This is a genomic window from Rhodococcus sp. FG69 (genome assembly GCF_057808915.1).
In genome coordinates, this window is sequence record NZ_JBMDIX010000002.1 from 119,259 (window position 1) to 131,918 (window position 12,660).

A 12,660-nucleotide genomic window follows, 5' to 3' on the forward strand; every position below is an offset into this window, starting at 1 on the left:
AACAGACAGTAGTGGACGGTCGGTAAGCGTCGCTCGTCAGTATCACTCTCGCTGGCCATCACTCTCGCTGGCCATCACTCTCGCTGTCCGTACAGCTGGCCACGCTCGATCCGACGGGTGATGTCCCGGCGCAAGTAGAGAAGGTACAGCCACACGGCCCCGAAGATCAGCCCGACAATTCCGATCGACAGGTGGATGAACACCCCGAGCAACACGAGCACCTGAAGTGCGAGATTGATCTGCATGCCTTGCCTGCGGCGCTGCATACCGCTGGCCAGGACCATCAACACAGCAAGCCCGACGATGTAGAGCGTGGAGAACCAGCTCAGGCCGCCACCGACCGTCGCCACGACCGGCAACGCCAGCAACACGACGATCATCTCGAGGATGAGGGTGCCCGCGCAGACACCCCGAAATCCCTTCCACGGATCGTTGGTGGGGGGTTTGAACCTGGGCGCGTCGGTATCCGAGCCGTCCTGACTCATACGGGTTCCTTTCCGAACAGACTTCTCGCAGCACCGGCCGTCACGACCGAGCCGGTCACGATCACTCCAGCACCCGATACAGCCTCGCCGGGATCCCCCACTTCTTCGGCCAGCCCGATGGCCGTCTCCACGGCATCGGCGAGCGTCGGAGACACAACGACACGTTCGTCGCCGAACTTGGCCACCGCGATGTTCGCCAGCTCTTCGACATCCATGGCTCGCGGTGATCCGTTGTGCGTGACCACGATCTCGTCGAACACCGGTTCGAGGAGGGTGAGCATGGCATCGACGTCCTTGTCACCCATGACACTGACGACGCCGACAAGCTTGCGAAAGTCGAACTCCGCAGCCAGGGTTGCGGCGAGTGCTCGCGCCCCGTGAGGATTGTGGGCCGCGTCGACGAACACCGTCGGCGCGTTGCGGACCCGTTCCAATCGTCCAGGATTGACGATGGATGCGAAAGCTGCCTGCACGATCTCCACATCGAGTTGCCTGTCTGCGCCGGCACCGAAGAACGCTTCGACAGCAGCGAGCGCCAGGGACGCATTGTGCGCCTGGTGCTCACCGTGCAGCGGCAGAAAGATGTCGGTATAGACACCGCCGAGACCCTGCAGTTCCAGTTGCTGGCCGCCCACCGCGATTCTGCGGGCGAGCACCCGGAACTCCGATCCCTGCCGAGCGACTGCAGCATCGGCCTCGACGGCAGCGCGAAGGAGCACCTCGGCGACCTCAGGCTTCTGCTCGGCGATGATCGCGACGGTGTCGCGGGGCACCAGTCGTTCGGGAGCCTTCTTGATGATCCCGGCTTTCTCCGCCGCGATGCCGGCGAGATCCGAGCCGAGAAACTCGACGTGGTCGACGTCGATCGGAGTGATCACCGCGACTTCGCCGTCGACCACGTTGGTCGCGTCCCAACGTCCGCCCAATCCGACCTCGACGACGGCCACCTCGACGGGAGCCTCGGCGAACGCCGCGAAGGCCATCGCCGTGGTCACCTCGAACTTGCTCATCCTCGGTCCGCCCGCGGCCTCGGACTTCGCATCGATCATGTCTACGAACGGGGCGATCTCGTTGTACGTGTCGACGTAGAGCCGAGGAGAAATCGGTGTGCCGTCGATACTGATGCGTTCGGTCGCCAGCTGGAGGTGCGGACTCGTCGTTCGACCCGTCCGACGGTGGAAGTGCGTCAGCAAGGCATCGATCATGCGTGTCACGGAAGTCTTGCCGTTGGTACCTGCGACGTGAATCGACGGATACGCCTTCTGCGGCGAACCGAGCAGGTCCATCAATGCTGCGATCCGCGAGATGCTCGGCTCGATCTTCGTCTCGGGCCAACGCTTGTCGAGTTCCGCTTCGACGAGCGCCATCTCGGCGAGGTCGACCGGGCCCGGATCGACGCTCGGTGTGTCGAATTCGCTCACGACTGTCCCATCGCTTCGAGACGGGCTTGAATGCGCGCGATCTCCTCGGTGGCGATCTGCTGGCGAGAACGGATCTTGTCGACGACGGCATCCGGCGCCTTGGCGAGGAACGCCTCGTTTCCGAGCTTGCCGGTCGTCTGGGCGAGCTCCTTCTCCGCCGCCGCGAGATCCTTGACCAGCCTTGCCCGTTCGGCGACGAGATCGACCGTTCCCGAGGTGTCGAGTTCCACCGTCACGGTTGCCTGCGACAGACGGACTTCGACCGACGCCGTTGCATTGAAATCGTCAGCGGGTTCGGTGAGTTTCGCGAGCGCACGGGTTGCGGGAACCTGTGCGAGGAGGTCGGCCGCCTCGATCCCGATGAGCGCGGCGGCGACCTTCTGCGACGGTTTGAGTCCCTGGTCGCTACGGAACCGGCGGATCTCCGTGATGAGCTTCTGCATGTCGGAAACGCGTTGTGCGGCAATCGCATCAGCTTCGATCTCGGATGCGGTCGGCCAGGATGCGACCACGATGGACTCTCCCCCGGTCAACACCTTCCACAGCGTTTCGGTGACGAAAGGAATGACCGGATGCAGCAGCCGCAGCAGTGCGTCGAGCACGTTTCCGAGCACCGCCCGAGTCGATGCCGCCTGCCCCTCGTCCGAGAACTGCACCTTCGCGATTTCGAGGTACCAGTCGCACACCTCGTCCCAAGCGAAGTGATAGAGGGCCTCGCATGCCTTGCTGAACTCGTATCGCTCGAAAGCAGTATCGACCTCTGCCCGAACGTGTTCGAGACGATCAAGTATCCACCGGTCGGCGTCGGTCAGCTCCTCGCGCGCCGGAAGCTGCGCCGGCGCAGCGCCGTTCATGAGCGCAAACTTCGTCGCGTTGAACAGCTTGTTGGCGAAGTTGCGGGAGGACTGCGCATGATCCTCGCCGACCGACAGGTCCGCTCCGGGATTGGCTCCGCGGGCGAGGGTGAATCGCAGCGCGTCCGCACCGAAGCGGTCCACCCAGTCCAGTGGATCGATGCCGTTGCCGCGTGACTTGGACATCTTCTTGCCGTGCTGATCTCGGACGAGGCCGTGCAAGAAGATGTCTGTGAACGGAACCTGACCGCCCCTCTCCCCGGCGGTGACCGACGCGTCGGAGGACACGTAGGTACCGAACATCATCATCCGAGCCACCCAGAAGAACAGGATGTCGTATCCGGTGACGAGAACCGACGTCGGATAGAACTTCGCGAGGTCGTCGGTGGCGTGCGGCCATCCCATCGTCGAGAATGGCCACAGACCGGACGAGAACCACGTATCGAGGACGTCTGGGTCCTGTTCCCACCCTTCCGGAGCAGTCTCGTCCGGGCCGAGGCAGACGGTTTCACCGTCGGGTCCGTACCAGATCGGAATGCGGTGTCCCCACCACAGCTGGCGTGAGATGCACCAATCGTGCATGTTGTCGACCCAGGCGAACCAACGCGGTTCCTGACTTGCCGGGTGAATGACTGTGTCGCCGTTGCGAACCGCGTCGCCCGCGGCCTTGGCCAGACCGTCGACCTTGACCCACCACTGCAGCGAGAGTCTGGGTTCGATCGACTCACCGCTTCGCTCGGAGTGGCCGACACTGTGCAGGTACGGACGCTTCTCCGCCACGACCCGGCCCTGCTCGGCGAGAGCTTCGCGGACCTTCACGCGAGCCTCGAAGCGATCGAGACCGTCGAATTCGGTTCCGGTGTCGGCGATTCGGCCGGCCTTGTCCATGATCGTCGGCATCGGCAGGTTGTGCCGCACGCCCATCTCGAAGTCGTTCGGATCGTGCGCAGGGGTGATCTTGACTGCGCCGGTACCGAACTCGGGGTCGACGTAGTCGTCGGCGATGATCGGGATCTGTCTGCCTGTGAACGGGTGCGCGAGGGTCGTGCCGACGAGATGGCGGTATCGCTCGTCATCCGGGTGCACCGCCACGGCCGTGTCGCCGAGCATGGTCTCCACTCGAGTGGTGGCGACGATGACGTGCGGCTCGTCGTCGTTCAGCGATCCGTAGCGAAGCGAGACGAGCTCGCCTTCGACGTCCTCGAACTTGACTTCGATGTCGGAGATCGCCGTCTGCAACACCGGGGACCAGTTGACGAGCCGCTCGGCCCGGTAGATGAGACCGTCGTCGTACATCCGTTTGAACATGGTCTGCACGGCCTGGGACAATCCGTCGTCCATGGTGAAGCGCTCGCGGTTCCAGTCGACACCGTCACCGATGCGACGCATCTGGCCCAGAATCGTTCCACCCGACTCGTGCTTCCAATCCCAGACCTTGTCGATGAACAGTTCGCGGCCGAAGTCCTCTTTGGTCTTGCCGTCCACCGCGAGCTGCTTCTCGACGATGGTCTGCGTCGCGATGCCCGCGTGATCCATTCCGGGAAGCCAGAGCACCTCGAAGCCGAGCATCCTCTTACGGCGGCTCAGCGCATCCATCAAGGTGTGGTCGAGCGCGTGGCCCATATGCAAACTGCCCGTGACGTTGGGGGGCGGCAGGACGATCGAGTAGGCAGGCTTGGTGCTGGCGGGATCGGCCTCGAAGTAGCCGGCGTCGACCCAGCCCTGATACAGCTTCGCCTCTACCTCGCTGGGGTCCCAGCTCTTGGGTAAGCGGTCTGCTGGGTTGGCTGGGGTCTCTGGCGCTGAACTGGTCACCGGTCGATTCTAGTGGTCGCGTCCGACCGCTCCGACACGCCCTTTTCACCGCCGACTCAGCCCAGCGCCTCCGGCAATGCCACGGGCTCGCCCAGAACGTGTTCGGCCAGGAACGAAAACACGACTTCGTACCAGATCTTCGCGTGCTGCGGCGTCAGCACCCAGTGGTTCTCGGTGGGGAAGTAGAGCAGACGATGGTCGGTCCTACCCTCGTCGTCGGCGGGGATACCCGACTCGCTGAGCAGTTCGTACCAGAGCCGAAGACCCTCACCGACAGGAACTCGATAGTCCTTGTCACCATGGATGACGAGCATCGGAGTGGTGATATCCGCGACATAGAGGTGCGGCGAATTCTCGACGGCCATTTCCGGCGACATTTCTCGGCCCCAGTAGTACGCCACGTCCGTGGTCGGCCCGAACTGATCGAGTGCCCACAGACCGGCATGGGTGACGATCGCGTCGAATCTGTCGGTGTGCCCGGCGATCCAATTGGCCATGTACCCGCCGAACGAGCCCCCCATGGCCGCGGTCTTCGTCGCATCGATCTCCGGCAGTTCGACGGCTGCGTCGGTGATCGCCATCAGGTCGGTGAACGGCTCCTTGCCCCATCTCCCCCAGCCTCGTTGTACGAAGTCCTGGCCGTATCCGGTGGACAACGCGGGGTCAGGCAGCAACACCGCATACCCCTTCGCGACGAGCAGCCAGGGGTTCCACCGCCACGACCAGGTATTCCACGATGCCAACGGACCGCCGTGCACCCAGAGAATCAGTGGCGCCTTCGCTGCATCGCCTGCACCGGCCGGAAGCGCGAGCCATGCCCGGATCCGTCCTCCGTCTGCAGCGGAAGCCTCGATCTCGGTGAGAGTTCCCGGCAGTTCCGGACGCTCGCCGGCGAGGCGAAGTCGGCGGACGCTTCCCGTGGACAGGTCGATGCGCACCGGATGCGGCGGCTGCAGGTACGACGCCTCGAGCGCGAAGATCGAGCCGTCGGCGCAGGCGTGGACGTGGGTGTACGCGGCATCGGTGTCGGTGACGCGTGTGGGTACACCGTCGCGCACGAGGAATATCGGGGCGCGGCCGTTCTCGTCGGCTACGACGAGTACTCCGCTGCCGTCGGCCAGCCAGACCGGATTCGTGGGCCACCGGTCCCATCCGGGAGCGGCGTCGACGACCGAACCGGTGGCGATGTCGAGTTGCTGCAGTGTCATGCGCAGCGCCTGCTCCGGAGTGGACAGTGTCTCCCTGACGAACGCGACGCGACGGCCGTCGGGTGAGATCGCGGGCGATCCGAGGTCGGCACCGTCGTCGTCGACCAGCACGGTCTGCTCACCGGTGGCGACGTCGATCCTGACCAGCACAGTCCTGGACGTAGCGAGCGCACCGGGCACCGTCCAGGTGGACACTACGAACGTGCCGTCGGAACTGATGTCGTACGACGCCTCCCGCAGCGCACCCCCGGCGTCGGCCGTGATTCGGCGGACCGCATCGGTTTCGGTCGGATCGGCAGCGGCAGCGAACACGTCGGCGGCAAACAGATGCGGAGAGGCGGGACCGAGGTCGTGGTCCCAGTACCGAATCGGGTAGCCCGAGTGCAGAATCGCCGAGACCTTACCGTCCTTGCGCAGCAGTCGGATTCGGTTGTCGTCGTCCTCCGTGTCGGCGGACGGGTGGACGTCGGACACGGCCACGAACGTGCGCGCGTGCGCGGCCGCTCGAATTCCGGAGAAGCCGGCCCCGCGCGAGACGAGGACGCGCGCCTCTCCGCCGTTCCTCGACAGCGACCAGACTGCACTGGACTCGTCGTCGCCGGATGCACGCCGCAGGAAGAGCAGATCGCCCGTCGAGTCGAATGCGGGGCCGCTCGCCCCGCCCTCGTCGAAGGTGAGCCGGCGCGCCGAATCGACGCCTGCCACATCGATGTCCCACAATGCGGCGACGTACTTCGTTCCGTCGGAGTTCGACTCGGCGATCGCAACGACCGCCCTCGAGCCGTCCTCCGACACAGCGAAATCGTCCACCCGCGGCAAGGACACATACCTGTCGAGGTCGTCGAAAATCCCTGTTGGCTTCTCTGACACTGGCGTTGCTCCTGGGATGAGAAGAGTCCGACGTTCGCTGTCGCGAATGCTACGGCGGACCGGCTCTCCTCGGTCAGCTCGGCCCGAGGTCTTCCCGCAACTGCACCAACGTGCGCGCCAGAATCCGGGACACGTGCATTTGCGAGATGCCCATCCGGTCGGCGATCTGCGTCTGTGTCATCGACCCGAAGAACCGCAGAATCACGATCTGACGTTCACGCTCCGGCAGCTTCTCGAGCGCAGGGCGAACGGTCAGGTAGCTCTCCATCTTCTCGAGCTCCGGATCGTCCGCGCCGAGGGTATCCATCAGCGGGAGTCGGTCGTCACTGACCACCGAATCGACCGACACGGTCTGATAGGCGCTCCGCGCGAGCAACGCCTGCGAGGCTTCCTTGACGTCGATGTCGAGCTCGGCCGCGATTTCGCTGGCCGTCGGTGCACGACCGAGCTTCTGCGACAGCGTCCCCACGGCGCCGGATATCATCGAGTTCAGCTCTTTCATCCGTCGCGGCACCCGCACCGACCATCCGGCGTCTCGGAAGTAGCGTCGCGCCTCACCCATGATCGTGGGTACGGCGAACGACACGAAGTCCGATCCGCGCTCGATGTCGAAGCGATCGACGGCATTGACGAGGCCTAGTCTCGCTACCTGCAGAAGATCTTCGTGCGCTTCACCGCGGCCCCCGAACCGCCGGGCAATGTGTTCGGCGAGCGGCAGACAACGAGTGATGATGCGATCCCGCAACACCTGTCGCTGCGGTGAACCGACCTCCAATGCCTGCATCTGCTGGATGAGGGGTACAACTTCGCTGTAGTCGTCCGATTGACGCCGCGTTGGTTTTTCGTACGGCACGGGCACTAGACGTTGCTCCTCCGCTTGACCGCGTCGACTACCACGGCCGATCCGCCGTCGACCGACGATGCACTCAGTGAGATCGAGTCGGTCAACGTGTTCAACACGTGCCATCCGAAGCTGTCCGACTTCGGAACGCGACCAGTCTGTACCACCGATGTCGTGGTGATCCGCATACCTGCGTCACCGACGACGAACGAACAGCTCAGCTCGGCGCCCTCGACCGCGCCTGCGATCAACTCCGAGCACACCTCGTCCACCACGAGCTTGATGTCTGCAATGTCGTCGAGCGTGAAGTCCCCCAGTACTGCGAGTGTCTCTGCTACCGCGCGCACTACCGGCAACTGATCGGCGTCCGCGACCACTCGCAGCTCGACCGGTGCGCCGGAATTTCTTTCCAGCTCTTCGATCTTGCCAACGCCAGTCATTCGCGCTCCCTATCCGTTGTCTCGACTTTCCTCGTGGTTCACGCGTTCGTGCACCACACTGCACTCAAAATTTCAGGTCCGGTAGCTAGTGAGCCACCATGACCGCGATCAGACTACCCGGGGCCGTCGAAGTTCAATCCCAGCTGTCACCAGCGGTAAGCCGCTCGCGCTACTTGTCGGCCGGGCCTGCCTTCGCCGCCCGTAACTCCTGCAAGTGACGTGAGCGAGCGCGCCTGGCACGATCACTGGAGTGACCTACACTTCGCAACTGCGCGAGCTTGCTGGAAAATGTGGCGTGTCGACGTCGTACCGCGGATGGGACCACACCGAACACGAAGTGTCCGATTCGACGCTTCACCACATTCTCGCCGCCCGCGGGATCGGCGCCGACACCGAGGACGACGTCGCCGCCTCGCTACGCGATCTCGACGAAGCGCCGTGGCGACGTACGCTACCACCGGTCGTCGTCATCGTCCAAGGTGAGACTCATCGAGTGGAAGTCCATGTCCCGCATGGCGATCCCGTGTCGGTTCATGTCACGACGGAGCTCGGGGAGCATGTCCCGCTCACACAGATTCAGGTGTGGGTCGATCCTCGCGAGATCGACGGAGCCCTGGTAGGGCGCGCGACGTTCGGTCTGCCCGCCGATCTGCCGACTGGTTGGCACACCGTGACTGCGGACAGCGAGATCGACTCCGCACATCGGACTCGCGCTCAATGCCCCCTCGTCGTCACGCCGAGGCGCCTGTCCGCCAACGATGCACTGCTCGGCGAGCAGCGGAGCGGTCTCGCGGCGCAGCTGTACTCGATCCGATCGGACAGATCGTGGGGAGTCGGTGACTACGCCGACCTCGCCGACCTGTCCACGATCGCAGGCGGAACCCACGGGTTCGACTACGTCCTCGTCAATCCGCTTCACGCTCAGCGTCCCGAACCCCCGGTCGAGGCATCGCCGTACCTGCCGACGACGAGACGGTTTTTCGATCCGATGTACATCAGGGTCGAGGACATACCGGAGACCGCGTACCTGCCCCGTGACCAGTACGCCAAGGTGCGCGAGTCCGCGCGCCGCTTCTCGAAGGCGAACAAGCGCACGAGAAAGATCGATCGAGACCCGTCGTTTCGCGCCAAACTTCGCGCACTGTCGAGGATTCACCGCGTCACGTTGTCTGCCACCAGGCAAGCAGAATTCGACGCCTTCTGCGAACGGGAAGGACACGGGCTCGACGATTTCGCCCTGTGGTGCGCTCTCGCCGAGAAGTTCGGCCCCGAAGACAAGATCTGGCAAGCAGAAGCAGCGCATCCCGGCACCGACTTCGCCACTGAGTTTCGCTCGACCGCTGCCGATCGGATCGCGTTTCACAAGTGGCTGCAGTGGACCTGCGACCAGCAACTCGAGCGTGCCCAGCTGGCAGCGCGGCGCTCGGGCATGGACATCGGAATCATGCACGATCTCGCAGTCGGTGTGCATCGACACGGCGCCGATGCGTGGACGCTCGGGGACGCGCTCACCGCTGGGGTGACAGTCGGCGCGCCGCCGGACAATTTCAACCAGCAGGGCCAGAATTGGAACCAGCCGCCATGGAATCCGGATCGGTTGCGCGAGTTGGGATACGGACCCTATCGCGACATGCTGCGCACGATTCTGCGGCACGCAGGAGGCGTACGCGTCGACCATATCCTTGGACTGTTCCGGCTGTGGTGGATCCCGCAAGCGGCTCGGACACCGGGCGAGGGCGCCTACGTCGAGTACGACCACGAAGCGCTCATCGGCATCCTGGTGCTCGAGGCCGAGCGGGCCGGAGCTGTCGTGGTGGGAGAAGACCTCGGCGTGTTCGAGCCGCGAGTTCAGGAGTACCTCGGGCAACGCGGCGTGTTCGGAACGTCGATTCTGTGGTTCGAGAACGACGGCGACTCGCCCATTCCGCCCGAGAACTATCGGGAACTGTGCCTGACGTCGGTGACCACCCACGATCTACCACCGACGGTCGGATACCTGCGCGGCGAGCACATCGCGCTGCGGTCGCGCCTCGGATTGCTCGAACGAGATGTGGAAGCCGAAACCGCGCAGGACGCGGCCGGTCGCGAAGCAGTGCTCGACCTCGCGCGGACCCGGGGACTGCTGTCGGCGGACGCGTCGGAGAAGGAAACCGTCGAGGCGCTGTACCGATTGATCGCGCGGAGCCCCTCGAACCTGCTCGGCGTGGCGCTCGTGGATGCAGTGGGCGAGAACCGGATTCAGAATCAGCCGGGAACCGACGAGACCCAGTACCAGAATTGGCGGATACCGTTGGCCGACCACAAGGGTCGAGCGGTGTGGGTCGACGATCTCGTCGATCATCCGCGGATGGTGTCGTTGGTCGAGGCCCTGAACGAGGCGGCCCTGAAAGCGGGATTGTCGCCCGTGAGTGACTAGGTCCGTCGGGCGGGCAGAGATCGCGCGTGGAGGGAGAGGCGCATAATCGAGTCATGGGACGAATCACCGCTCGGCGTCCGGTCGTCAGAATCCGTGGACCACACGAGACGTCTCGACCGGACACCCTCGTCGTCGAGGAACCACTCGAGATCCGAGTGAACGGATCGGCGCTCGCCGTGACGATGCGGACTCCAGGCCACGACGTCGAACTTGCGCACGGGTTCCTGCTCACCGAGGGCGTCATCGGCGGGCGTGAGGACATCTCGGCGGCCAGGTACTGCGACGGCGTCGACGACGCCGGCCAAAATACCTACAACGTCCTCGACGTCACTCTTGCACCTGGAGTGGCGCCGCCGGAGCCGGGCGTCGAACGCAATTTCTATACGACGTCGTCGTGCGGAGTGTGTGGCAAAGGCTCACTCGATGCGGTTCGACTGAAAACTCGGCACTCCCCCGCAGCCGACCAGACCGAGGTCAAAGCCTCGGTGTTGACCACCTTGCCGGGCACACTGCGCGGGTCGCAGAAGGCGTTCGACTCCACCGGCGGGTTGCATGCCGCTGCGCTGTTCGACGCCGACGGCACGATGCTCGTCTCCCGCGAGGATGTCGGACGGCACAATGCCGTGGACAAGGTAGTCGGGTGGGCGACGGGCGACAGTCGAGTTCCGCTCGTCGGCACGGTTCTGATGGTCAGCGGCCGTGCCTCGTTCGAGCTGGCTCAGAAAGCCGTCATGGCCGGCATCCCAATTCTTGCGGCTGTATCGGCACCGTCCTCGCTTGCCGTCGATCTTGCCGAGGAATCAGGATTGACCGTCGTCGGATTCCTGCGCGGCGAGGACATGAATCTGTACTCGCACACGCACAGAATCACACGGTGAGTGTGGCGCCTGTCGCCGCTACTACCTGCTCCACGGTGATGCCGGGTGCGGTCTCGACCAATCTGAGGCCGTGTTCGGTCACGTCCAGAACCGCCATATCGGTGATGATGCGCTGAACACATCCGACACCGGTGAGCGGAAGGGTGCACGACTCCAGGATCTTGGGCTCCCCCTTCTTCGACACGTGTTCCATCATCACGATGACTCGACGCGCACCGTGGACCAAATCCATTGCGCCACCCATCCCTTTGACCATGTGGCCGGGAATCATCCAGTTCGCGAGGTCACCCGTCGCGCTCACCTGCATGGCACCGAGTACGGCGACGTCGACCTGCCCACCGCGGATCATGCCGAACGACTGCGAGGAATCGAAGTACGAGGCGCCGGGCAGAACCGTGATCGTCTCTTTACCTGCGTTGATGACCTCGGGATCGAGCTCGTCCTCGGTCGGGTACGGCCCTACGCCCAACACACCGTTCTCCGAATGAAGAATCACGGTGATATCGGTCGGCAGGTAATTGGGTACGAGAGTCGGCATACCGATACCGAGGTTGACGTATTCACCGTCGCCCAGTTCCAACGCAACCCGCGCAGCCATCTGCTCTCGCGTCAGCTTCGTGATGTTCTCGCTCATGCTCGCACCGTCCGCTGCTCGATTCCTACGGTCACCTTGCCGACGTGCACCACTCGCTGCACGTGGATCCCCGGCGTATGTACGTCGTCGGGTCCGATCTCTCCGGGTTCGACCAAGTGCTCGACCTGAGCAATGGTGATTCGCCCCGACGCAGCGGCGGGGGGATTGAAATTACGTGCGCTGGCATGGAATACGAGGTTTCCGTGCCGGTCGCCCTTCCACGCATGAACGAGCGCGTAGTCCGCGACGATTCCACGCTCCATCACGTAGGTGGTTCCGTCGAATTCGCGCGTCTCCTTCGGTGGGCTCGCCAGCGCAATGCCACCGTGGCCGTCGTAGCGCAGTGGTAAGCCGCCGTCGGCCACCTGAGTTCCGACACCCGCAGGTGTGAAGAAGGCCGGGATACCCGCGCCGCCGGCACGAAGCCTTTCGGCAAGTGTGCCTTGCGGGGTCAGCTCGACCTCGAGTTCGCCGGCGAGGTACTGCCGCGCGAATTCCTTGTTCGACCCGACGTAAGAGCTGATCGTTCGGCGGATTCGACGCTTCTCCAGAAGCACGCCGAGACCGAAACCGTCGGTTCCGCAGTTGTTGCTGACGATCTCGAGATCGGTTGCACCCTGATGCAGCACCGCATCGATCAGGATTTCCGGAACACCGACAAGGCCGAAGCCACCGACCGCGACGGAAGCCCCGTCCGGCAGGTCGGCCACTGCTTCGGCAGCACTCGTCATCACTTTGTCCATCATGTCGACAACCCTACCGAACATTGTGCGTAATGTGAACATATCGCCGCTATAC

10 protein-coding genes are annotated in these 12,660 nt (G+C 63.9%); 2 read left to right on the top strand and 8 right to left on the bottom strand.

The window, feature by feature from the left end; genetic code table 11:
* Window positions 1-74: 74 nt before the first annotated feature.
* From ACODSO_RS02985 to ACODSO_RS03010, 6 genes are all read right to left on the bottom strand, one after another.
* Entirely contained in the window at window positions 75-485 is a 411-nt protein-coding gene (locus ACODSO_RS02985) for a DUF4233 domain-containing protein (protein WP_068378598.1), read from the bottom strand.
* The gene (gene folC / locus ACODSO_RS02990) at window positions 482-1,906 is read right to left on the bottom strand and encodes a bifunctional tetrahydrofolate synthase/dihydrofolate synthase (protein ID WP_489034916.1); all 1,425 of its coding nucleotides are present in this window, start codon (window positions 1,904-1,906) and stop codon (window positions 482-484) included. The genes ACODSO_RS02985 and folC overlap by 4 nt, the downstream gene beginning before the upstream one ends.
* On the bottom strand, window positions 1,903-4,575 hold the full coding sequence (locus tag ACODSO_RS02995) for a valine--tRNA ligase (RefSeq protein WP_489034918.1): 2,673 nt from the start codon (window positions 4,573-4,575) through the stop codon (window positions 1,903-1,905). Before ACODSO_RS02995 ends, folC begins: the two co-directional genes overlap by 4 nt.
* 56 nt (window positions 4,576-4,631) lie before the next feature.
* The gene (locus ACODSO_RS03000; protein WP_489034920.1) at window positions 4,632-6,653 is read right to left on the bottom strand and encodes a S9 family peptidase; all 2,022 of its coding nucleotides are present in this window, start codon (window positions 6,651-6,653) and stop codon (window positions 4,632-4,634) included.
* 73 nt (window positions 6,654-6,726) lie between these two features.
* Window positions 6,727-7,437, bottom strand: a complete 711-nt coding sequence (locus ACODSO_RS03005) for a SigB/SigF/SigG family RNA polymerase sigma factor (protein WP_489034922.1) — start codon at window positions 7,435-7,437, stop codon at window positions 6,727-6,729.
* Window positions 7,438-7,511: 74 nt separating this feature from the next.
* Window positions 7,512-7,934, bottom strand: coding sequence for an anti-sigma factor (locus ACODSO_RS03010; RefSeq protein ID WP_068378587.1), 423 nt, complete (start codon window positions 7,932-7,934; stop codon window positions 7,512-7,514).
* A 250-nt stretch (window positions 7,935-8,184) separates the two neighbouring features.
* Here ACODSO_RS03010 and malQ point away from each other — a divergent pair, with 250 nt between their 5' ends.
* Both malQ and fdhD read left to right on the top strand, forming a co-directional pair.
* Window positions 8,185-10,350 (top strand): 4-alpha-glucanotransferase, encoded by a 2,166-nt coding sequence (gene malQ / locus ACODSO_RS03015; RefSeq protein WP_489034923.1) that lies wholly within the window; start codon window positions 8,185-8,187, stop codon window positions 10,348-10,350.
* A gap of 53 nt (window positions 10,351-10,403) precedes the next feature.
* On the top strand, window positions 10,404-11,228 hold the full coding sequence (gene fdhD, locus ACODSO_RS03020) for a formate dehydrogenase accessory sulfurtransferase FdhD (protein WP_489034925.1): 825 nt from the start codon (window positions 10,404-10,406) through the stop codon (window positions 11,226-11,228).
* Here the strand turns inward: fdhD and ACODSO_RS03025 are convergent.
* Together ACODSO_RS03025 and ACODSO_RS03030 are read right to left on the bottom strand one after the other, a co-directional pair.
* Window positions 11,218-11,862: a CoA transferase subunit B gene (locus tag ACODSO_RS03025; protein WP_489034927.1), complete on the bottom strand. Its 645-nt coding sequence runs from the start codon at window positions 11,860-11,862 to the stop codon at window positions 11,218-11,220. The genes fdhD and ACODSO_RS03025 overlap by 11 nt on opposite strands.
* On the bottom strand, window positions 11,859-12,605 hold the full coding sequence (locus tag ACODSO_RS03030; protein WP_489035108.1) for a CoA transferase subunit A: 747 nt from the start codon (window positions 12,603-12,605) through the stop codon (window positions 11,859-11,861). The genes ACODSO_RS03025 and ACODSO_RS03030 overlap by 4 nt, the downstream gene beginning before the upstream one ends.
* Window positions 12,606-12,660 lie beyond the last annotated feature (55 nt).

Coding starts and splice junctions, on each gene's coding strand:
- ACODSO_RS02985 (WP_068378598.1), bottom strand. CDS start 485: ATGAGTCAGGACGGCTCGGATACCGACGCGCCCAGGTTCAAACCCCCC.
- ACODSO_RS03025 (WP_489034927.1), bottom strand. CDS start 11,862: ATGAGCGAGAACATCACGAAGCTGACGCGAGAGCAGATGGCTGCGCGG.
- ACODSO_RS03005 (WP_489034922.1), bottom strand. CDS start 7,437: ATGCAGGCATTGGAGGTCGGTTCACCGCAGCGACAGGTGTTGCGGGAT.
- ACODSO_RS03030 (WP_489035108.1), bottom strand. CDS start 12,605: ATGGACAAAGTGATGACGAGTGCTGCCGAAGCAGTGGCCGACCTGCCG.
- fdhD (WP_489034925.1), top strand. CDS start 10,404: ATGGGACGAATCACCGCTCGGCGTCCGGTCGTCAGAATCCGTGGACCA.
- ACODSO_RS03010 (WP_068378587.1), bottom strand. CDS start 7,934: ATGACTGGCGTTGGCAAGATCGAAGAGCTGGAAAGAAATTCCGGCGCA.